Consider the following 21780-nt stretch of genomic DNA (forward strand, 5'->3'; position numbering starts at 1 on the left):
AAAGCTATTCCGATTAAAATAAGTTTAGAGTTTTACATGCTTGCGAATATTAAATTTAGACATACAACTCTTGCCCAATCTGTACGTTTTATTTTAAATGTAGAGGGGATGAATAAACTCATTTGCTCAGGAGTGCTATTGAGTTTTTCTATTTCACCTCTTGTCTATGCGCAAGCACCGACATTAGAGCCAGTATCTTCTAGTTTAAGTCAAAGTTTAAAATCTGAAAATCAAATTATAGCGTCAGCACCTACACCATCAGATTCTACAGCCTCTACAACAGCACCATCTGATCTAACACCAACATCACAGCAAAATTCTGTTCATCCGTCAGGTGTCAATTCATCTGTCAATGCTACTCAAATGTCGGCTCAACAAAATGATAGTGAGGCTTTATTACAGCAACAGGAACAGATTTCCAACAAGATTGAGGCATTTAAACCGATTGAGTTTGAAGACCTTCAGGATTTGCCAGAGACTCAGGTCGATGCCAGTATGGCCAATGAGATTTTTAAAGTTGCAGAAGAAGCCAAGCAGGAAGCGGCAAATGCGAGAAGTGCAAGTCCGGCTTCAGCTCAAACCAATGTAAACAGTCCGACGCAACAAGAACTGGCACAGATCAATCAGGCTCCTGTAAATATTGATAATCTGATGCAGGAAATTCAATCAGATAAGCAAATTGTGGTGGAAGCAAATACCTCAGGACGTACTTTAGAGGATGTAGCTGAAGTAGAAAGTGCGCGAGATAATGAAAAGGTCGGATTTTTTAGACGTATTCTTTACAAAATTAGACCTGCACGTAATTTTAATACTGCTAAACCAGAACCTCGTATTTCTGCCGAAGTGGTCGGCGCGCCAGACGACTTGGCAGAAAATATACGGGCTAAACTATCAAGTTATACGCAAGAAGCATTTGGAGACTTTAACGCAGCATTACCGCAATTACGTAACCTGAGTAATCAGGCAGCGCAGGCTGTGGGCTATTACAATGCTAAATTTACTTTTGAAAAGCTCAGTGATCGTCAGGTTAAAGTAACGGTAGTGCCGAATAATCCTGTGAAAGTCGAAGAACAAAATATTGAATTTTCTGGTGAAGGCGCAAACACACCGCAGTTCCAGGTGATTCGTTTGGTGCCAGACTTGGATGTCGGCGATATTTTGAATCATGGTCAATATGAACAAACCAAGAGTCGTATTGTAGAATCGGCATCGGACAATGGTTATTTTGATGCATATTGGCGTTTACACGATGTGCGAGTGAAGCAACCTGAAGACACCGCTGCAATTAATCTAAAATACGAAACGGGCGAACGTTATAAATTGGGCGATGTCGAGTTTAGGATGAGTGATCCTAATAAACCTTTGCCTTTAAAAATGAAAGTCTTACGTAGCATGATGCCTTGGAAAGACGGGGATGACTATACGTTTTGGCGTGTGAATACACTTGCAAATAATTTAACCAATGCCAGATATTTTAATTACACGCTTGTCGATACTGTTAAACCTGATCCTATTGAAAAACCACTGGAATTACCCCCTGATATCCAGACCTTGGTCGATCAACAAAGAGTTGAAGAACAACAGGTGGCTCAAATTAAACAATCGGATGCGCAATCTGGTCAGGAAGTCAAACAAAATGTAATTGATGAAAGTGAATTCGCAGGTACGAAAGAAGCAGGCGATGAAGATCAGAATTTGCGTGTCATGCGTGAGCGTCAGGAAAAAAAGCAGTCTGAAATGGAGGTATTGCAGGACAAAGCACGCCAGGAAAAGAAAGTTCCTGTCATTGTGACCTTAAATGCGGATCGTTTGAATAGTGTAGAAACGGGGATTGGTTATGGTACGGATACCGAATTTCGTATTCGTACGCAATATCGACGTGCCATTGTGAATAGTCTTGGACATTCTTTCGATGCCAACCTTGAACTCTCTAAAATTCGTCAATCACTAGATGGTCGCTATAGCATTCCTTATAACGATCCAATTAATGACTATATCAATATTGTTGGGGGCTATGAGCGCGAAGACCGTGATGATATTGGCCCTGATGTAACACTGGAAACCGAATCTGCTGTTTTAGGTGCTGAACGGATTATTAAAAATCCATTAGGAGGTTGGCAGCATAGTTTTGGTTTTCGTTATCGTCTGGATCGCTTGACTCAACATGGTGTAGTCGACAATGACGATATTCCCGATGCTTTTAAAGTTCCAGGTTCGGATGCAGAACAAGAAGCATTGTTGTTTGGATATGAATTATCCAAGACCATAAGTAATAATAACATTAACCCAACGCGTGGTTTTAAACAAAGCTACAAAGTTGAATTAGGCAGTGAGTCACTTTTGTCAGATGCCAACATGGCAATTTTGACTGCTGGCTGGCGTTTTATTTATTCTTTGGGTGAAAATGCAGATCATCAATTTATTGGTCGTTCCGATTTAAGTTATATCTTTACTGATGATTTTGACAAAGTTCCTTATAATTTACGGTTCTTCGCGGGCGGTGATCAGACCATACGCGGCTTTGATTATAAGAGTCTATCCCCTGAAGAATACGGCTACAAAGTAGGTGGGCAAGCATTGGCGATTGGTTCTTTGGAATATAATTATCAATTTAAAGATGGCTGGCGCGCTGCAATTTTTTCAGATGTGGGGAATGCTTATGATGAAAAATTTAAAAATGATACGGAATACAGTGTAGGTGTGGGCATTCGCTGGCGATCACCGATTGGTCCGATTCGACTGGATGTTGCATCAGGAATCTCTGATGAAAACCATCCAATTCGATTGCATTTCTTTATTGGTTCACAACTTTAAAATAAATTTGATTCAGGATTATTATGGCTGACGTAGAACAACCGGCTACTCCTACACCTCCCAAAAAACGTCGCATTTTAAGAAATTTAATGCTGACTTTATTAATTGTGATTGTATTTTTAGTTGCGGCACTTGGGGTCATGTTTACGACTGACAAAGGCAGTCAATTTTTGCTAAATCGAGTGATGGAACGTCAGCATATTTTGAGTTATGAATATGAAGGAGGCAATCTTCTACAAGGTATTATTCTTAAGAATGTCTGGGTCAAACTCAAGGATCTGGATGTCAAAATTGACAAGGCGGATATATCGCTTGGCTGGCGCGCCATTTTAAGTAAAGAAATTCATCTAAGCCGCGCTGATGTTCGAAATTTACAAATTATCAGTCACGCTCCGCCGACAAATGAGCCATTTAAATTTAGTGAAATAAAATTACCTTTCGTACTGCGTTTAAATCAAGCTGATGTCGATCATTTACGTATTCAGACAGTGAAATCAAAAGTCGATTTTCACGATATTTATCTTGAGGATGCAGTCTGGTCAGGAACAGAGTTAAAGTTTGAAAATTCACGCATGAACATGGGTTATCTCGCGCTTGCCAATGCAACAGGTCAGATGACATTTAGCGGCAAATATCCACTGAATGCCCATGCAGATTTAAAAATTCCATCATTAAAAAGTTTAAATATTGAGACCATTAAAGTCGCTGCTCGTGGCAGTCTGGATACTGTTTTGGCAGGTGTTGCGACTAATACGCCTGATTTATTAACCGGCTGGGTGGTCGTTCATCCTGTGCAAAATGGGGTGCCCATGTTTGGACAGCTCAATTTTAAAAATTATCACTGGCCATTACTGACTGAACAAAAGTTATTTTCTAAGGATGGTATTGCTAAATTTAAAGGCAATGTTGAAAAACTTGATCTGGATCTGGCCACGGATTTGAAAGGTGAAAATATTCCAGAAGGCCAATATAGTGCGGTGATGTCTACAGATTTGGTGAATGGACTGGATATCCGTGATTTCAATGGTCAATTGATGCAAGGTTTCGTGACTTTAGCAGGATATGTGGGTTGGCATGATCATGTAACATGGGATGTCAAAGGTCGGCTCAATCGTCTTAACCCCAAAGATAAAGTCATACCACAAGCGATTGTAGATTTTTTACCGCCATCTTTAGATGCCAACGTCACTTCTCAAGGTTCTCTTGAAAAAGGCATGGCACTCACGGCAAATCTTGACTTTGACAAATATGAGTCATGGGCAGTTAAGCTGAATCAGGCAGCTACGCCACAATCACAAAAAGCACAACCGATGCTGCTGGATATATCTTGGAAAAATATAGACCGTGCTGTGCCATATATTGGATGGTTAAATAGCGACGATGGTCAGGTCAATCTTGCTTTGGTTGACTCTAAACAGGATATTCACATAGCAACCCATGTGCGCCCACACGAAAAAACAACCTTGCCTGCTGGAAAATACACAGCGCGTCTGGACTTAAAAGATAATATTTTAAATGTCCCAGATTTTAGCTATCAAGCTCTACAAAAAGGTAGTTTAACGGGGCAGGCCAAAGTCGAGCTGCCTTCTGAAAAACGACAATTGAAATGGAATGCCATTTTAAATGCCAAAGACTTTAACCCGCAAAGTATCACACCTGCTGCGCCTGTAAATTTGCTCAATGGTCAAATTAAAGCCAATGGTTATGCCAAACCAAATCAGCAAATTATTCAATTCGATGCGATTTCATTAAAAGGTCGCATGGCTAACTCAACACAAAATGAAATGGTAGAGCTTACAGGTAAAAGTACCGCAGCAATTGTGTTTAATGATGAAAAATCAGGTGGGGGATTTAAAGGTTTTGCTGTTCGTTATGATGGTGGCTTAAATGCTTTTAATCAGGGTAAGGGGCTATTAAAGTTCAATGTTTCAGGCACACCTGATTTTATTAAAATTGCTGAATTACAACACAATGGTGTCGCTGGAAAGATTTATGCATCTGGTGCAGTCAATCTTAAAAATGCGATTGGTTGGGATATTAATGCCTCATTGGTACGTTTCAAACCCCAGTATTTTGTATCGACTGTAAAGGGAGAGCTATCTGGGAATTTAAAAACACAGGGTTTATGGGCAGAACACTCAAAACGGATTAATATTGAAAAACTCAATATGGCAGGCTTTTTAAATAATAAAGTTGTCCGTGGTATGGGGAATTTATCGATTGTACTTAATAACAATCAGAAAGGTTTTTTACCTCAGCAATTTGAAGCCAATAATTTATTTTTGGCTTATGGACAAAATCAAATACAGGCATCAGGAAATGCGCAAAACCTGCGTTTGAAAATCAATGCACCAGCGATGTATGAAATTTATCCGGGGTTGCGTGGTCGTACCTATGGCTATTTAAATGTTCAAGCTCAACCGCGACTAAAAGCCACAGCAAATCTAGCAGTGGATAATTTTGGTTTCGGTGATATGAGTGTGAAAAAAATTCAGATTCGGGGTGAGCTACCGACTTCGGACACCACACCCACTTCGTTAAAAGCCACACTGGATGACTTACGCCGTGGTGGTCGTCAAATTCAATATGCAGGCATCACACTTTCTGGAACGCGTAAAGCACATTTGGTTCAGTTGCAAGGCTGGAATTATTATTCCAAATTTTATGTACAGCTGGCGGGTGGCTTTAATCAGAAGAATGATTGGCTGGGACAAATCCAGCAAGGTATTTTTGACTCACGTCGTGCGGTACTCAAGCAACAGCAAAATGCTGCTGTGATTTACACGCAAGCCAGTCAGGAATTGTTTGTGGGCCAGCACTGTTGGACTAGTCAAAACAGCCAATTATGTATTGATCAACCTTTGCGTGTTAGTAAAACACGGGGCAATGTGTCTATAGCCACGCGGGATCTGGATTTAAACGATTTTGCTGCTTTCATGCCTGAAGGTTTAGCCATTACTGGTAAGCTCAATGGTTATGCTAAAGCATCATGGGCAAATGGTTCACAGCCTAAGTTAGATGCTCAACTCATTACCCAAAATGGTGAAATTGGCTTGGCAGCGGCTGATCCACAAGATCCTGCATCGACATTAAATTATGATCAACTGAGTGTGATTGCCAAGAGTGTCAGTCAGGGCTTGTTATTACGTTTAGATGTTAAAACTCCAGAAATTGGTACAGGTTATGCCAAGGTCATTATTAATCCTTATCAAACCCCGATGCCAATGAATGGTGAGGTGGCATTTAATAACGTACAGCTTAAAGTACTCAAACCGTTTATCAGCGATGTACGTTCCATGAATGGCACATTGGCACTGGCTGGTAAGGTCAATGGTACCTTAACACAACCGCAAATTACCGGTGAATTACGTCTGAAAGATGGTGCAATCAGCATGATGTCATTGCCTATCAATTTGACCAACATTCAGTTGTATTCTTCAATCCGTCAAGACAACGCGAGCATTAACGGAGCATTTAATAGTGGTCGTGGTGTTGGTCAACTCACTGGTAATTTTGACTGGAAGAATGATCCGCGTCTCCAACTGAATTTAAAAGGTGATAACTTACTGGTGCGCCAAGCACCGTTAATCACAGCAATTGTAACTCCTGATATATCAATGGAAGCCTATCCATTAACCAAGCGTCTAGTGGTTAATGGGAAAATAGATGTTCCACGTGCTTTAATTTCGATGCCAGAATCCACTGAACCCGTTGTTGCTGTGTCATCAGATGTAAGAATTGTAAGGGATGGACAAGATCAGCTTGCGATATTAAAAGCGGCTAAACCTTGGGATATTCGTGCTGATGTGTCAGTGAATATTGGTAGCGAACGTGTTATTTTCCAAGGCTTTAATAGTCGTATTCCTTTGGTGGGACGTTTGAATTTATCGCAACGTGGTCTGGAAACAGCCATGCGTGCCAGTGGTGCAATCGGGGTAAGCCAAAAAGTTAAGATTGAAGCATATGGACAAAGCCTTGACTTAAATCGTGCGATTGCGCGTTTTAATGGACCTTTGTCTAATCCAACACTAGATGTAGATGCGACAAAATCGGTTCAGGGCAGTACAGTGGGTGTTCGTGTAACAGGAACCGCAAGTGTACCGAATATTCAGATTTATAATGATGCTGGACTGTCAGAACAGGAAGCATTGAACGCACTTGTGACTGGACGTATCAATGAAGGAAATAGCGGTTTAAGCAATACAGCAGGTTTTAAATCGGATGTAAACAACACCATTGCGGCGGCAGGCATCAGTATGGGGTTAGGAGGAACACGTGCATTAACCAACCAGATTGGACGTACATTTGGTCTAAGTGGTTTGGCACTTGATGCTCAAGGCACAGGAGATGACACCCAGGTCAGCTTAACGGGTTATATTACTCCTGATTTGTTTATTCGTTATGGCGTTGGAGTCTTTACACCAGTCAACAAATTAACCTTGCGTTATCAAATGAATAAGCGTATGTACCTTGAAGCAAGTCAGTCTCTGGAACGTGCTGTTGACGTATTTTATAACTGGCGTTTTTAAGGATGTAATTGAAAATCAAAGAGCTGTTTTAACAACGGCTCTTTTAATATTGTTTCTACGTTAAAAACATGCAATAGGTTTTGGAAAAACTGGCAAGATTCAGTATCATGATGCCACCAAATTAAGTACTGTGTGATGATGAAAAAAGTTCTATTTCTTGTTTTGGGTCTGGCTTTGGTCGGATGTAGTGAAAAGAAACCCCTGACACCCGAAGAACAATGGCATGGTTATTGTGTCAGTATGGGGAATGCTGCACGTTCGATTATGCTTGATTACCAAAATGGAATTGAAAAATCACAAGCGGTAGAACATGCCAAAAAAATTGAAGATGAATTTACTCGCTCATTTATTTTAAAAATTATTGATGATGTCTATGCCATGTCTAGGCAACAAGTGCAAACTGATCCTGATGCTATTCGCGAGCAGATTAGACAGCAAAAAACAGATCAATGTCTAGTCACTCCGCACGATAAAATGCCGAATTATAAACCGTTCTAAGAACGGTTTTTTTATAGAATTTTTTGCATTAAATTGCTGAAAATAAAATTTCATCATATATTTAAGTAGAACAATTGGTTGTTATAGCAATTATACGAACTTTATAAAAGCAAAATGGTCTATATAGACTGCTGAAAAAATATGCTTAAATCAACATTAGCTAGAGTCTTAAGCAATTATGAATCCCAACAAATCCAATGTTAGTGCTATTTCATTGATGGAAAAAGGTTAAAAAATATATTAATGACGCTGAGTGAATAGGATTTGCTATTTGAGTCACTATTAAAAGCAAAACTTATATCGTTGAGCTGTAGGCACGAAAGCGATTTATTTCGGGTTATCATAGGAAAGGCTATGCAAATATCAACTGTAACTGTGCGACGAAAAGTACAGATGATATAGTTCAGAATTTAAACCGTACACAATAGATTATATATTTTGAAACTCACATGAGCCTATAACTTCAATCGTTCAGAAGTTAGGTATTGGCTAGCAGAAGCCGACAATGGTGGCAAGATAGCCATTAAACATCTTGGTCAAAATATCAAATTCACGACCGATACCCTATTGGGCCATGGTCATGATGAACTCAGTATTTGCGACTATCAAAAAAGATGCCGACTGAAGACAAACTCATGCTGAAAAAGTGACGACCCAGGTTGAGTAATTATTTAAACAATGGTGTAGCCACCATCAATCGTGATGCAAGCACCACTCATAAAACGTGCTTCATCCGATGCCAGAAAAATCGCCAAGTCTGCGACTTCAGATGCCTCGCCAAAACGATCTAATGGAATTTTATCGGTTGGGCGGGTTTCTAGCATTTTTGCAGTCATCGGTGTGCGTATGGTTCCTGGGCAAATGGCATTAATTTTAATGCCATGTTTGGCATACACTGCTGCCAAATGTTTGGTATAGCCAATCACCGCATGTTTAGATGCAGTATAAGACGCACCTCCCATTTGTGCGACCAATCCAGCAACAGATGCAATATTAATAATAGCACCCGAACCTTGTTCTATCATTTTGGGTAAGACCAGATTACTTAAACGAAAGACCGATTTGACATTGATGTCAAACATTGCATCCCAAAGTTCATCTGATGTTTCTAAGCTATTAGTATATCGATCAAAAATACCTGCATTATTGAGTAAAACATCAATTCGTCCAAATTTTTCAAGGCTAAAATCAACCAGATGTTGCAGTTGATCCAGTTCGGTCACATTGACTTGACAGGCAAATGCTTCGCCACCCGCAGCGACAATCTGCGCTGCTACACGATTGGCTTGTTCCAGATTTAAATCGGCAATCACCAATTTAGCCCCTTGTTGTGCAAAGGCCAATGCTTCTGATTCTCCCATGCCTGAAGCTGCACCCGTGATGATACAGACTTTATTTTTGAGTCTAGACATAATACGATTCCTTGATGACAAATTCTGATCGAAGCGATGTTGACGGCATAAACGCTGCGATTTGATGTATTCCTGTATTTAACTTACGTGCTTTGCTATTTTGGCTCTAGATCGTGGTTGTGATTTCAGACGATCTTCAGACATACTGAGCGAACATCGGACAGGGAATGGCAGGGAAAAATAAATGCGGGATCAAATTATTCAACATGAGCTTTCACAAGAAACCATCAAATATGATGACTATATTGCGGGACTTGCCAAAGGTTTGAGTATTCTGGAGGCATTTGGGACAGATCGACAGCGATTGAATGTCACCCAAGTTGCAGAGCGTACCGCAATTACCCGAACAGCGGCGCGTCGTTATTTAAAAACTTTAAAATTTTTGGGTTATTTAGAGAGTGATGAGTATTATTATTGGCTGACCCATAAAGTTCTGAAATTTTCAGGTGCTTTTTTAAGTACCGCTCATCTACCTAAAGTTGCTCAATCGGTTTTAAATCATTTGTCTGATAAAACTTCGCTGGTGTTTTCAGTGGTGGTGCAGGACAGTTATGAGGTTGTCCCGATTGCACGAAGCATTCCGCAAAATGCCAATTTTCGAGTGAGTCCATTTGGGATTCATTTGGGAAATCGTATTCCAGCCCATGCTTCATCGACAGGTAAGGTTTTACTGGCACACAAATCAGCAGAAGAACAAAAAAACTGGATCAGGTTATATGGTTTAAAGCGATTTACCGCATATACCTATACCGAAGAGGCTACTTTTTTAGCGGCTTTAGATGAGATTAAAATGAAAGGCTACTGCATTTCTGCTGAAGAATATGAATTAGGCGTTACTGCGATTGCCATTCCGATTATCAATCAAACGGGTGATATTGTGGCTGGACTCAATGCAGTTGCTCCGATCGCTAAAGTGAATGATCACTATTTAATCAATACGGTTTTACCGCTACTACAAGAAGCTGCCAAAGAGATTCGGGATATGATCTAACTCTGCGAGAGATGATGAAGGCGTTCAGGATGAACGCTTTTTTTATGTCTTGGTTTTAACATCTTGTTTTTACATTATATTTTATTGAACGCTCGTTTTTGATTTGCTTTTTTTATAATCAATGCACGATATAAGGTTGATTTGCGCGATCATCGCCTGAATTAGAACAAACTGATCTGGTCGGAATTAAGTTTGCTCAGTAGTTTAATAACAAGTAAAGACGTTTTGGCCTCACAGCAGGATTGTGAAGCCTTGATCGCTGAGGCGAGTGAACGTATGGAACGGTCGCAAGGAGTGACAACAATGAATACAACATTACCCCAACAGCTTGAATGTGATTTAGTTGTGGTTGGCGCTGGAGCAGGTGGTTTATCGACAGCCATTACTACCAAGAAAAAAGGCTTAAATGTGATTGTACTTGAAAAAGATCAAGTCTTTGGAGGAACAACAGCTTTTTCGGGTGGCGTACTCTGGATTCCGGGAAATCATCATGCCAAGCAAAATGGCATACAAGACAGTCGTGAAGCAGCATTAACCTATTTAAAGCACGAAACAAAATCTTTTTTTAATACAGATGCGGTCAATGCATTTTTAGATTATGGTCCTGAAATGCTTAAATTTTTTGAGCAAAACACCTCGGTTAAATTTATTCCAACTTTATATCCAGATTATCATCCTGATGCGCCGGGTGGTGTAGATATTGGACGTTCAGTCTTGGCAGCACCCTATGATATTCGTGGTTTAGGCGACAATATGCAACGCCTGCGTCCACCGCTTAAAACCATTACTTTTATTGGCATGATGTTTAATTCATCCAATGCTGATTTAAAACATTTCTTTAATGCTACGAAATCATTTACATCATTTATCTACGTGGCGAAACGTCTGGCAATTCACTTAAAAGAATTAGCTCGTTATGGTCGAGGAACCAATGTAACCAGTGGTAATGCGTTGGCTGCGCGATTGGCGAAGTCGGCATTTGATCTGGATATTCCAATCTATACCAATGCATCGGTGCAAGGCTTGGTTTTTGATGATGGAAAAGTGACGGGAGTTAAGGTCGGGCAACAGCAACAACACTGTCAAATCAAAGCCAAACATGGTGTGGTATTGGCATGTGGCGGATTTTCCCATGATCTTGAACGATTAAAACAAGCTTATCCACATCTCAAACGCGGGGGGGAACATATTTCTCCTGTACCCAAAACCAATACAGGTGATGGTTGCCGTTTGGCTGAATCTGTTGGTGGAATTGTAGATCTTCAATATGCAGATACTTCTGCATGGATGCCTGTGTCTAAAGTGCCTGATGCAGAAGGTTATGGCGTATTTCCACATTTATTGGATCGTTATAAACCGGGCATTATTGGCGTGTTAAAAAACGGTAAACGCTTTACCAATGAATCAAATTCCTATCACGATGTCGGTGCAGATTTATTTCGTGCCTGTGAAAATTTTGATGAAACGGCAATGTGGCTTATTTGTGATCAAAAAAACATCAGTAAATATGGTTTAGGATATGCCAAACCTGCACCTATGCCATTGAGTTCATTAATCAAAAAAGGTTATTTGATTAAAGGCAATAGTTTGGAAGAGTTGGCTCAACATGCGGGTATAGATGGCAAAACACTGCTTAAAACTGTGCAACATTACAATATAGGTGCAGTCAACGGCGAAGATCCTGAATTTCATCGTGGTTCAACCACATTTAACCGTTATCTCGCTGATCCAGAGCACAAACCAAACCCATGCGTTGCGCCGATTGAGCAAGGGCCATTTTATGCAGTTAAAGTATTTATGGGTGATTTGGGTACTTTTGATGGTATACGAACCGCAGTAACAGGCGAAGTTCTGGATCAAGCCAATCAAAAAATCACGGGCTTATACGCCGTTGGAAATGATCGCGCCAGTATCATGGGCGGAAATTATCCGGGTGCAGGGATTACCTTGGGACCGATCATGACCTTTGGTTATATCACAGGCGCACATATTGCGGATTTGGCAAAAGGCGGTCAGGGCTTGTTATGTTCTCAGTCGCAACCTGTTGTAAATCAGCAGTCTACTGAGGAGATGCGTCATGTTTCATAAACCGATTGTGGATCATCGTATCTATAACATCACGCCGCGCTGCATGCCTAAATTTTTAGAGGTATTTGATCAATTGGCCATGCCTGTTTTAAAGAAGCATTTAGGTGAACCACTTGGTTTTTATGTCAGTAGTGTGGGAACACTGAATCAAGTCGTACATTTATGGGGCTATGACAGTCTGGATGATTACGAAAAACGTAGTCATGCCCGAGATACAGATCCCGAATTTCAAATTTATTTAAAAGCATCAGAAGGATTGGTGGTGTCACAGGTCAATCAAATTGTTAAACCTGTACATCTCAGCTCTTTGCTTCAACCCTAACTCAGCAGTTTATTTAAAAAAACGCCCTTCAGGAACGGTATTTTGAGAAAAATACCGAAGGGTCACTTCGTGCTTTTCTCGGGAGAATCTAATGAGCACAAGTCAGATACACAGGAAGGATGTAAAAACAATACTCAACGGAAATAAAATGGGTGCGCTGCAAAAACTTATTTTATTCTTTTGTTTTGCGATTATTGCGTTAGATGGTCTGGATGTGGTGGTGATGGGATTAATCGCGCCACAAATTATTCAGGAGTGGGGCGTAAGTGCTCAGGAGCTTGCGCCTGTGCTTAGTGCTGCATTGGTTGGACTTGCAGTTGGAGCTTTAGTATCAGGCCCACTTTCCGATAAATTTGGACGCAAGCCCGTTCTCATTTTAAGCGTATTGGCCTTTGGTATTTTTACTTTATTGACGGCATTTTCAAGCGACATTCACCATTTGATGATTTATCGTTTTCTCACTGGACTCGGTGCGGGTGCTGCTGCCCCTAATGCAGCAACACTCGCCTCTGAATATGCGCCAGATCATCGTCGGTCTTTTTCAGTAACGGTGGCGTATTGTGGTTTTTCATTGGGTGCGGCGGCTGGTGGCTTTTTAGCAGCATGGATGATTCCAGAATTTGGCTGGCGCAGCATGTTGATCTTAGGCGGCGTATTGCCGTTAATTTTAGTGCCATTTTTATATTGGAAAATGCCAGAATCGATTACATATGTAGTGAAGCATTCGACCTCTCAAGATCAAATCCAGAGGATATTAAAGCGACTTTTTCCAGATAAATCTTATGCAGGACAGCAGATTTATCTAAATGAAGTCAAAACTGAAAAATCGGGTTTAAGCCTGATCCTATCAAGTAAATATCGCTATGGTACGATCATGCTCTGGATCAGTTATTTCATGGCTTTATTTTTGATTTATCTATGCAGTAGTTGGCTACCAACGCTGATTAAAGCCAATCATTTCAGTATTTCGCAAGCCGCTATTGTCACCTCATTCTTTCAAATGGGTGGGCCGATTGGCAGTATTACGCTCGGTTGGTGTATGGATCGCTACCGTCCACGCTTAGTCTTGTTTATTGCGATGATGATTGGTGCATTAGCCACTTTTGGGCTTGGACACTTCAATCAGGATATGCTGTTGATGTGCATCTTTGCATGGATTTTAGGCTTTAGCTTTAATGGCGGTTCGGTTGGACTGAGTGCATTGGCAACAGGATATTATCCAACATCAGCAAGAGCAACAGGCGCAAGCTGGATGAATGGCATAGGTCGTTTTGGTGCAATTTTAAGTGCCTTTGCTGGTGCCGCGATGATTGGTTCGGGCATGCCATTTTCAACGATGTTTTCTTTATTGATGATTCCTGCGGTTTTATCTGGACTTGCAGTTTTGATGCAAGGTGCCAAAACCAAATCTATCAACCAAGTCGGTAACTCACGCTTCAGTCTGGATCAACAATAACGCTAGTCGATCGCTGAGGTTCATCGTATTTGATCCTCAGCTATTTATTTAACAAAACTTGCGATGGGCTTGATTCGTATAGGGATCAGCTCAGGGCAGATGCATGCCCAAAATTTAACAAATAGCAGGTATTGAGCCTGACTTTAAATTGAATGAAGTCTTGCTCAATGCAACCGATAACAAGCGTATGCTAAGGATCAGCATTCATGAAATTTTCAGTGACATCTTTGGTTGTTATGTTGACCGCAACGATCAGCTCACACACAGTTTTTGCCTTTCAACCCTTTGCTCAGGATCAAAAATGGCTTTTGGGTGACTGGAATGGAAACCGCAACGAATTGGCACAACAAGGTTACCAATTTACTCTCGCATTTCAGAATGAAAGTGCAACAAATCTAAAAGGGGGTTATGACGACTCACAGAAGCTTTTCAATGCCAATCAATGGACATTTGGAGTTTTACTGGATCTAGAGAAAATTGCGGATTGGGACAATACACAAGCCAATATCAGCATCACCAAACGAGATGGTCAGTCTTTATCCAATGATCGAATCAGTGACCCAAGAGCTGCACAATTTAGTAGCGCACAAGAGATTTATGGGCGTGGTCAATGGTGGCGCTTAAGCAGTGCATGGATCAAAAAAGGACTGATCGAGAATCAGCTAAACATCAAATTTGGTCGAATGGGGCTTTCAGATGACTTTAATAGCTCGCATTGCGAGTTCCAAAACTTGATGTTATGTGGTGGACAACTCGGCAAAACCGTAGGCGATATCTGGTTTAATTATCCAGTGAGTCAATGGGGGATCAATGCCAAATATCAATTTTTACCTACATGGTGGATTGGCGCGGGTATTTATGAAGTCAATCCTGAAAATGCATTGGAAAAACATGGTTTTAATCTGGATATGGATCATACCAAAGGCGCTTTGATTCCAGTAGAACTGGCATGGAAGCCTAAATTGGACGTGTTTCATGGATTAGCGGGTGAATATAAAATTGGTGGATTTGTTTCGACAGCAAAAGCCAGAGATGTCAAAAAAGATGACCAAGGTCAGATTCAGCTAAAAGCGGTAAATCGTCAATGGCATGATAGCAGACACAGTATTTGGTTGAATGCACAGCAACAACTCATTGCACATGACAATGATCTCAAACGTGGTTTATTTGTTTCTGCAAATTTTACCTTGAATGATCCAGCCACAACGGTCGTTAAAACCAGTCAGCAACTTGCGTTTTGGTATAAAGGTGCTTTTGATCAACGACCAAATGACACGATTGGATTAGGTTTTGCTCATTTTGAGGTTAACCCACGTGTGCGTGAGCGACAAAATGCATCTAATCAGTTATTGGGACTCACTCAAGATGACTATGCCAATCCTTTGTACAGTCCAGTTCAGCATAACGAATTGAATATCGAACTGAACTATAATTATCAATGGTCACCTGCGATTGTGCTACGTCCTAATCTGCAATATGTGCATCAAGCTGGTGGGGTTAAACAAGTTGAAGATGCTTGGGTTGCAGGTTTAACCATGAAGCTTAATTTTTAGATGTTATAGATTTAAAACAGCAGGAGTCAGCCACATGACTTTCTGCTGTTTTGATTAGGATTGCCCAAACAATATTTTGAGATTTTCTTGGAAAAGTTCCAGCATAGGCAAACATCCATCGGGATTTAAGATCCCGTTATGAATCATGCTCATCCACATAGGGCTTACGATGAGCAGTGCAAATTGTTGTGGTGAAATTTGCAGTGATAATTCCCCGCGCTTTATGGCGAGAGCGCTCAGAAGTTCAAGTTCTCGTTGAATCGGTAGAAAAATTTTACTGACATAGGTTTGACGAATATGGGGGAAGTTATTGCCTTCACGTAAAATTAAACGAGCCATATCCGCACGACCTGTTGACTCCAATGTAAATACACTCGGTATAATTTTTTTGCAAATAAAGGCATAAACCGATTCATCCTCAGTGATTTCCTTTGCTTGAATTGGACGAAACGACTCATTAATTAATGCATCAATCACAGCTTCGAAAAGTTGTTCTTTGGTTTCAAAATAAGAATAAATCGTACCTTTACCTAACTCAGCCCCTTTGGCAATTTCTGAAATTTTAGCGCGAGCAAAACCAACATCGATGAAATGTTGCAAAGCTGAATCAATGATCTTTTTTCGTGTTTCTTGCGTTTTTTCAAGGCTCGGGCCACGTGTTTTGGGTTTTTCCATGTCGAATAAAATTTGTTATGACAGCCATTAGCCTAACATAAATTGACCTTTGGGTCATATTTGATTAAAATCGACCAAAAGGTCATTTTTGATAAAACCATGTCCGCACCAAAATCAGGGATTCAATACAGCATTATCAGTTTTGCGCTGTGTCTTGCTGCCTTGAGTACCGCTTTAGCCAGTCCGCTGTATGCGATTTATGAGCAACAATGGGGCATCAGCACCTCACAAGTGGGCTATATTTTTATTGCTTATATGTTGGGTGTGGTTTTTTCATTGCTGTTTTTAAACAAGTTGAATGCCATTTATCACTATAAACATGTGATTTTGGTCAGTTTGGCAATGACGATTTTCGGTTTGCTGTTATCTGCACTAGCAAGCTCGGTTTGGTGGCTTGGCTGTTCTAGGTTTTTGATTGGGATTGCTTCTGGCTTAATTACCACAGCGGCGATGGTGGGATTAAAAGATCAATATCCTTTTGCCAATAAAGCACTCGCGGAAAAAATCACCTCGATGATTACGGTCTTAGGTTTTGGTTTAGGGCCTTTATTGGGTGGGATATTTGCCGACCATACTGCGCGGCCATTGGCAGATCCGTACTGGATTATCATTTTTTTCTCGACGCTGATCTTGATCAGTGTGTTTTGGGTCAAGCCTAAATTGAAATTGCAGAACAAGCCGCATTGGTCTGCATTATTCAAAATACAGCGGCTCGATTTACCACAAATCAGCTCACGTAAAGTGTTTTGGGTGTGCAGTATTTCTGCCTTGTGTAGTTTTGGCGCATTTAGTTTGTATGCGGCATTAGCAGGAACTTTTATTCATGAATTACCTATTCAATCATCAGCAACGCTGACAGGTGTTTCAATTTCAATCATTTTATTTGTATCTGTATTGAGCCAACTGTTATGTCAATCTTTTAAAGAACTGCATGTGTTATATGCGGGTTTGGCGGCTTTATTACTGGGTACGATAAGTCTGGTGATTGCAGAAGTGGAGCATACCGTTTGGTTTTTATTACTCAGTATTCTCTTAACTGGAATGGGACATGGCTTTTGTTTAAGTGCTGCCTATTACTTTATTGGAAAAATGATGGATCGCGAAAATAATCCGTTGATTTTTTCCAGTTATTTGTTGATTGCTTATCAAGGCACCATTTGGCCAGTCATTTTTTCGAGCTATTTAATTGAATCTGTGGGAGTGGTGATGACTTTGCTTGTGATTGCAATGTTATTAATGATCACGATTATCTGGTTGATGTATCAGCTTAAATTCAAAGTTGAACCGCTCTTGACCTGTCAAAAATCAGGCTAAAGTAGATGCGATTTAAGCAATGAAATGCCACAAAGAAAAATACAAGATTGGCAATCGAAAATCGAGTTTCGATTGCCAGAGGAAATTTAAAATTAAATATGGATGAGGTTAATAATGGAAGCGATTTTATTTGAGGTTGTAAGTAAGGCAGGAGCCAGTTCTTCAATCCGTTGTGGGCTTAAGCGCACCGATGGCCCTGCGATACTGACTGTGCCAAAAGGTTGACCTGTTTGCGGATTGATAATGATTTTAGCCATCGCCGACATGCCCAGTTCATAGGTGTCACTAATGACACCATAACCACGCTGTTTCGATGCTTGAATCATTTGCTCTAGTTCGCTCAGATTTTTAGGTGAGTTGGGGCCAAAGTTTTGCGCTTTTTCAAAGCCTTCACGCTCTACTAGACGCATGAAGTCCTGTTGATCAAGCTCCGACAAATAGGCCAAACCACAGGCAGAAGCAGGAAGATAAGCGACATTGCCTGAATCTGGATCGTATTTCAGTCCAGATTTTGCGCCTTGTGCCTTACCAATCCAGATGATCTTTTCATCTTCGATGAGTCCGAGGCGTACAAGTTCAGATGAGGTTTCAGCCAGTTCATTTAAATAGGGCTGAAAGGTTTCTGTAATCGAGCGTGAAGACAAATAACTCAGACCCATAGAGGCAATTTTTAGGGTCAGTTTGTAATGTTGAGTGATGTCATCCTGATAGATATATCCCATATCTTTCATGGCAGTCAAAATGCGATGCATGGCAGATTTTGGGATATCGAGGTCAACTGAAAGTTGGCTAAGCGCACATCCATTCACTTCTTTTAATAGTGCTTCAAGGATGAGTAAAGAGCGATCGGTATTACTGAGCATAAAAATCCTGATAATTTTTTGGAACAGTGTTCCAAAAAAGTAAAAAACAGATTATAGTTGTTTTAGATTCTATCTCAAATGCCGATGAGATGGGTCGTTTATATCGGGATGATGATTCCCTGTAGTTTGAAATATTCAGTAATTGAATAGACAACAAGATAGCTCATGCGATGGAAAACGCATATTTGCCAGTAAACACTTAATGGAGCAAGTGTATGACGCAACAGATAAATTTAAGGGAGTTTATCGATGAAAATCGTGTTTCCCCAATGCAAAAATTGGTCATCTTTTTATGTTTGATGATTGTGGTTGTAGATGGTATCGATATTTCAATTATGGGTTTTGTTGCGCCTGTAATTAAACAAGAGTGGGGCATTAGTACCACTGACTTAGCCCCTGTGATGAGTGCCGCATTGGTCGGTTTGGCGTTGGGTGCAGTGGTTTCTGGGCCTTTAGCAGATAAGTTTGGTCGTAAGAAATTATTGATCATTAATCTTTTGGGTTTTGGTTTATTTACGTTATTGGCTGCGCTTTCAAGCGGTGTGACAGAACTGATGATGTATCGTTTCATTGCGGGTCTGTTTATGGGCGGTGTGATGCCTCAAGCCGTAACTTTGGTGACGGATTATTCACCGATGCGCTTAAATGGACGTATGGTGACCATTATTTTGAGTGGTTTTACCATTGGCGCTGCAATTGGTGGCTTCTTGGCAGCATGGGTGATTCCTCACTATAACTGGCATGCCATGATGATCATTGGTGGGATATTACCATTAATTTTAGCAGTACTTGCGATTTTTACCTTACCTGAATCGATTGGTTATAAGGTGTTAAAGCAGCATCCTAAGCTAGAAATTGATGCCATCATTCATAAAATGGCACCTGATTTTGATACACGCAATACAGAGTTTGTTCTGCCGAAAGCCAAAACGAGTACGACTAATCCTGTCAAAACCGTATTGAGTCCGTTTTATGTGTTGGGAAGCTTTCTGCTGTGGTGGAGCTATGCATCGGGTTTGTTTGTGGTGTATTTGCTCGGAAGTTGGTTGCCGATGATGAGTCACGAATTTGGATTTAGCATCAGTGAAGCTTCTTTAATTACCGCGATTTATCAGTTAGGTGGCCCAATTGGTTGTATCGCTTGTGGTTATTTGATGGACAAGATCAATCCACATATTGGTTTGGTGATTGCCTATGTCATTGCGATTGTTTTCATGGTGTTTGTCGGTGAAGTCGGACATAACTTTGTGATGTATAGCGTGATGTGCTTCTTTATTGGGATGTGGATGAACGGTGCCAATGCAGGTTTGAATAGTGTTTCCAGTGCTTTTTATCCAGTCTTTGCACGTGCGACAGGCAATAGTTGGATGCATGGGATTGGTCGTTTGGGCGCGGTCGGCAGTGCATTTGCGGGGGCTTATTTCTTGAGTCTGGGTTGGCCTGCAAGCAAAATCTTCTTGATTTTATGCCTACCTGCATTTGGCATTATTTTGGCACTTTTGATCATGAAGGTTGTCTACTCACCCAAAAAGCTACGTCAGCAAGAACTCAATAATGTTCAAGTCTAAAGTTTAGATTTAACACTCACAGCAAAGCTCTCTAAATCTAAGATTTTTAAGGAGATTGAATAATGGATATTCAATTGAATGGTTCGACTCGTCTTTACTTTGTGGTAGGACATCCGATTGTACAAGTCAAATCGCCTGAGGGTGTGACTTTGGAACTGTTAAAAAAAGGACTCAATGCGATCGTGGCACCTGCCGATGTTGCACCTGCGCATTTTCCAGATTTTGTTCAGCAAAACCTGTATTTGAATAATACCGATGGTTTGATTGTGACTGTGCCGCATAAGATTTCGGCGTTGGCATGTTGCCAAAAACTGAGCAATCGCGCGCAGTTTATAGGTGCAGTAAATACCATTCGCCGTTGTGCAGAAGGTTGGGAAGGCGACATGCTTGATGGTAAAGGTATGGTGCAGGCGATCCGCAATAAACATATCGAACTGAAAAATAAACGGGCAATTCTGGCTGGCGCAGGGGGTGCAGGTAAGGCGATTGCTTATGAATTGCTTCTAGCAGAAGTCAGTGAACTGGCCATCTTTGATGTTGATCAAAAGCGTCAACAGCAATTGGTTGAACAGCTTCAGCAGCTTAATTTAGGCAAGGTTATAGCACATGATAATAACCCAGTAGGTTATGACGTGGTGGTGAATGCAACACCGATGGGTATGAATGGTGATCCATCGGCAGCCTTTCAACTGGATCAACTAAACGCACAGATGTCGATCGCAGACGTGGTTACAAGCCCTGAAAATACGCCTTTTGTACAGCATGCAACTGCCTTGGGCTGTGATGTAGTCAAAGGCACGGATATGTTTGTTCAGGTACGTGATCTAATGGTGGCGTATTTATTAAAGCAAGATCAGGAGCAGCAAGATGCAGCGTGAATATTCACTGTCATTTTTAAGCGTTGCTGATGTCAGTCCTGTTAATGCGGTAAAAATTGCGGCTGAATGTGGTTATGCGGCAGTGGGCTTACGCTTGCTGCCCGCAGCACCCCATGAAGCGGATTATCCAATTTTAACAGATGCATCTTTAATCAAGGAAACTCAAGCCGCTCTCAAAGATACTGGCGTTAAGGTCGCGGATGTCGAAATTATTCGTATCACGCCTGAGTTTGAAGCCAAAAAATATCTGCAATTTTTAGAGGTTGCACAGCAATTAGGTGCCAAACATATTTTGATTGCAGGTAATGATCCTGAACAAGCACGTTTAATCCAAAATTTTGCGCAGTTCTGTGAGCTGAGTCAGCGGTATGGCTTGAGCTGTGATCTGGAATTTATGCCGTGGACAAATGTGAAAAATCTATCGCAGGCACAGCAAATTGTTGAGGCTTCAGAACAAGATAATGCTGCAATTTTGATTGATTCGCTGCATTTCGATCGTTCTGATTCAACACTTGAGCAAGTGAAAGCGCTTGATCCAAAACGTATCAACTACGTGCAACTCTGTGACGGACTCGCGCATTATGATTCGAGTGATGCAGGGCTGATCAAAATTGCACGTTCAAATCGGTTGGTTCCGGGGCAGGGTGAAATTGATCTGATCGGGCTGATTGCTGCTTTACCAGCCAATATGACCTTGGCGGCTGAAGTTCCAAATTTAGTGTTGGCACAACGTCCTGCATTGGAACGCGCACAAATTAATCTCAATGGAATGAAACAACTCGTTGCCGAAGCCGAGCAGAATGTTGTTGCGGGGTAAAT

Annotated in this window: 15 protein-coding genes; 12 read left to right on the plus strand and 3 right to left on the minus strand. The window is 41.0% G+C overall.

The genetic code is table 11. The annotated features are described in order from the left end of the window. Window positions 1-36: 36 nt before the first annotated feature. The 3 genes from E0D95_RS14640 (at window position 37) to E0D95_RS14650 (ending at window position 7841) form a co-directional block, all read left to right on the plus strand. Window positions 37-2814, plus strand: coding sequence for an autotransporter assembly complex protein TamA (locus E0D95_RS14640; protein WP_130804766.1), 2778 nt, complete (start codon window positions 37-39; stop codon window positions 2812-2814). Window positions 2815-2837: 23 nt separating this feature from the next. Further along, the gene (locus E0D95_RS14645) at window positions 2838-7343 is read left to right on the plus strand and encodes a translocation/assembly module TamB domain-containing protein (protein WP_130804767.1); all 4506 of its coding nucleotides are present in this window, start codon (window positions 2838-2840) and stop codon (window positions 7341-7343) included. 138 nt (window positions 7344-7481) lie between these two features. Continuing rightward, on the plus strand, window positions 7482-7841 hold the full coding sequence (locus tag E0D95_RS14650) for a hypothetical protein (RefSeq protein ID WP_165443245.1): 360 nt from the start codon (window positions 7482-7484) through the stop codon (window positions 7839-7841). A 671-nt stretch (window positions 7842-8512) separates the two neighbouring features. Here the strand turns inward: E0D95_RS14650 and E0D95_RS14655 are convergent. Next, window positions 8513-9253: an SDR family NAD(P)-dependent oxidoreductase gene (locus E0D95_RS14655; RefSeq protein ID WP_130804769.1), complete on the minus strand. Its 741-nt coding sequence runs from the start codon at window positions 9251-9253 to the stop codon at window positions 8513-8515. Between the two features lie 184 nt (window positions 9254-9437). Here E0D95_RS14655 and E0D95_RS14660 point away from each other — a divergent pair, with 184 nt between their 5' ends. From E0D95_RS14660 to E0D95_RS14680, 5 genes are all read left to right on the plus strand, one after another. After that, window positions 9438-10244, plus strand: coding sequence for an IclR family transcriptional regulator domain-containing protein (locus E0D95_RS14660; RefSeq protein ID WP_130804770.1), 807 nt, complete (start codon window positions 9438-9440; stop codon window positions 10242-10244). 303 nt (window positions 10245-10547) lie between these two features. Next, window positions 10548-12332: an FAD-dependent oxidoreductase gene (locus E0D95_RS14665; protein ID WP_130804771.1), complete on the plus strand. Its 1785-nt coding sequence runs from the start codon at window positions 10548-10550 to the stop codon at window positions 12330-12332. After that, the gene (locus E0D95_RS14670; RefSeq protein WP_130804772.1) at window positions 12322-12654 is read left to right on the plus strand and encodes an NIPSNAP family protein; all 333 of its coding nucleotides are present in this window, start codon (window positions 12322-12324) and stop codon (window positions 12652-12654) included. The genes E0D95_RS14665 and E0D95_RS14670 overlap by 11 nt, the downstream gene beginning before the upstream one ends. A gap of 148 nt (window positions 12655-12802) precedes the next feature. Continuing rightward, entirely contained in the window at window positions 12803-14110 is a 1308-nt protein-coding gene (locus tag E0D95_RS14675; RefSeq protein ID WP_228258873.1) for an MFS transporter, read from the plus strand. A gap of 206 nt (window positions 14111-14316) precedes the next feature. After that, window positions 14317-15663, plus strand: a complete 1347-nt coding sequence (locus E0D95_RS14680; protein WP_130804774.1) for a carbohydrate porin — start codon at window positions 14317-14319, stop codon at window positions 15661-15663. A 54-nt stretch (window positions 15664-15717) separates the two neighbouring features. Here the strand turns inward: E0D95_RS14680 and E0D95_RS14685 are convergent, their stop codons facing one another. After that, window positions 15718-16338, minus strand: a complete 621-nt coding sequence (locus tag E0D95_RS14685) for a TetR/AcrR family transcriptional regulator (RefSeq protein WP_130804775.1) — start codon at window positions 16336-16338, stop codon at window positions 15718-15720. A gap of 99 nt (window positions 16339-16437) precedes the next feature. Here E0D95_RS14685 and E0D95_RS14690 point away from each other — a divergent pair, with 99 nt between their 5' ends. After that, on the plus strand, window positions 16438-17652 hold the full coding sequence (locus E0D95_RS14690; RefSeq protein ID WP_130804776.1) for an MFS transporter: 1215 nt from the start codon (window positions 16438-16440) through the stop codon (window positions 17650-17652). 92 nt (window positions 17653-17744) lie between these two features. Here the strand turns inward: E0D95_RS14690 and E0D95_RS14695 are convergent, their stop codons facing one another. Further along, entirely contained in the window at window positions 17745-18515 is a 771-nt protein-coding gene (locus E0D95_RS14695) for an IclR family transcriptional regulator (RefSeq protein ID WP_130804777.1), read from the minus strand. Window positions 18516-18730: 215 nt separating this feature from the next. Here E0D95_RS14695 and E0D95_RS14700 point away from each other — a divergent pair, with 215 nt between their 5' ends. The 3 genes from E0D95_RS14700 (at window position 18731) to E0D95_RS14710 (ending at window position 21778) form a co-directional block, all read left to right on the plus strand. Further along, window positions 18731-20083 carry an MFS transporter gene (locus E0D95_RS14700; protein WP_130804778.1) on the plus strand — a complete coding sequence of 451 codons (1353 nt, stop codon included), beginning with the start codon at window positions 18731-18733 and terminating at the stop codon, window positions 20081-20083. A gap of 62 nt (window positions 20084-20145) precedes the next feature. Next, window positions 20146-20961: a shikimate dehydrogenase family protein gene (locus E0D95_RS14705; RefSeq protein WP_130804779.1), complete on the plus strand. Its 816-nt coding sequence runs from the start codon at window positions 20146-20148 to the stop codon at window positions 20959-20961. Next, the gene (locus E0D95_RS14710) at window positions 20951-21778 is read left to right on the plus strand and encodes a sugar phosphate isomerase/epimerase family protein (protein WP_130804780.1); all 828 of its coding nucleotides are present in this window, start codon (window positions 20951-20953) and stop codon (window positions 21776-21778) included. Before E0D95_RS14705 ends, E0D95_RS14710 begins: the two co-directional genes overlap by 11 nt. The last annotated feature ends 2 nt before the right edge of the window (window positions 21779-21780 follow it).

Origin of the sequence: Acinetobacter ihumii (assembly GCF_900625095.1) — a bacterium.
GTDB lineage: Bacteria > Pseudomonadota > Gammaproteobacteria > Pseudomonadales > Moraxellaceae > Acinetobacter > Acinetobacter ihumii.

Bases quoted from the DNA above. Each gene is read 5' to 3' on its own strand.
- E0D95_RS14685 (WP_130804775.1), bottom strand. From the start codon at position 16,338: ATGGAAAAACCCAAAACACGTGGCCCGAGCCTTGAAAAAACGCAAGAA.
- E0D95_RS14655 (WP_130804769.1), bottom strand. From the start codon at position 9,253: ATGTCTAGACTCAAAAATAAAGTCTGTATCATCACGGGTGCAGCTTCA.
- E0D95_RS14650 (WP_165443245.1), top strand. From the start codon at position 7,482: ATGAAAAAAGTTCTATTTCTTGTTTTGGGTCTGGCTTTGGTCGGATGT.
- E0D95_RS14705 (WP_130804779.1), top strand. From the start codon at position 20,146: ATGGATATTCAATTGAATGGTTCGACTCGTCTTTACTTTGTGGTAGGA.
- E0D95_RS14700 (WP_130804778.1), top strand. From the start codon at position 18,731: ATGACGCAACAGATAAATTTAAGGGAGTTTATCGATGAAAATCGTGTT.
- E0D95_RS14645 (WP_130804767.1), top strand. From the start codon at position 2,838: ATGGCTGACGTAGAACAACCGGCTACTCCTACACCTCCCAAAAAACGT.
- E0D95_RS14665 (WP_130804771.1), top strand. From the start codon at position 10,548: ATGAATACAACATTACCCCAACAGCTTGAATGTGATTTAGTTGTGGTT.
- E0D95_RS14640 (WP_130804766.1), top strand. From the start codon at position 37: ATGCTTGCGAATATTAAATTTAGACATACAACTCTTGCCCAATCTGTA.
- E0D95_RS14670 (WP_130804772.1), top strand. From the start codon at position 12,322: ATGTTTCATAAACCGATTGTGGATCATCGTATCTATAACATCACGCCG.
- E0D95_RS14680 (WP_130804774.1), top strand. From the start codon at position 14,317: ATGAAATTTTCAGTGACATCTTTGGTTGTTATGTTGACCGCAACGATC.
- E0D95_RS14690 (WP_130804776.1), top strand. From the start codon at position 16,438: ATGTCCGCACCAAAATCAGGGATTCAATACAGCATTATCAGTTTTGCG.
- E0D95_RS14710 (WP_130804780.1), top strand. From the start codon at position 20,951: ATGCAGCGTGAATATTCACTGTCATTTTTAAGCGTTGCTGATGTCAGT.
- E0D95_RS14675 (WP_228258873.1), top strand. From the start codon at position 12,803: ATGGGTGCGCTGCAAAAACTTATTTTATTCTTTTGTTTTGCGATTATT.
- E0D95_RS14695 (WP_130804777.1), bottom strand. From the start codon at position 18,515: ATGCTCAGTAATACCGATCGCTCTTTACTCATCCTTGAAGCACTATTA.
- E0D95_RS14660 (WP_130804770.1), top strand. From the start codon at position 9,438: ATGCGGGATCAAATTATTCAACATGAGCTTTCACAAGAAACCATCAAA.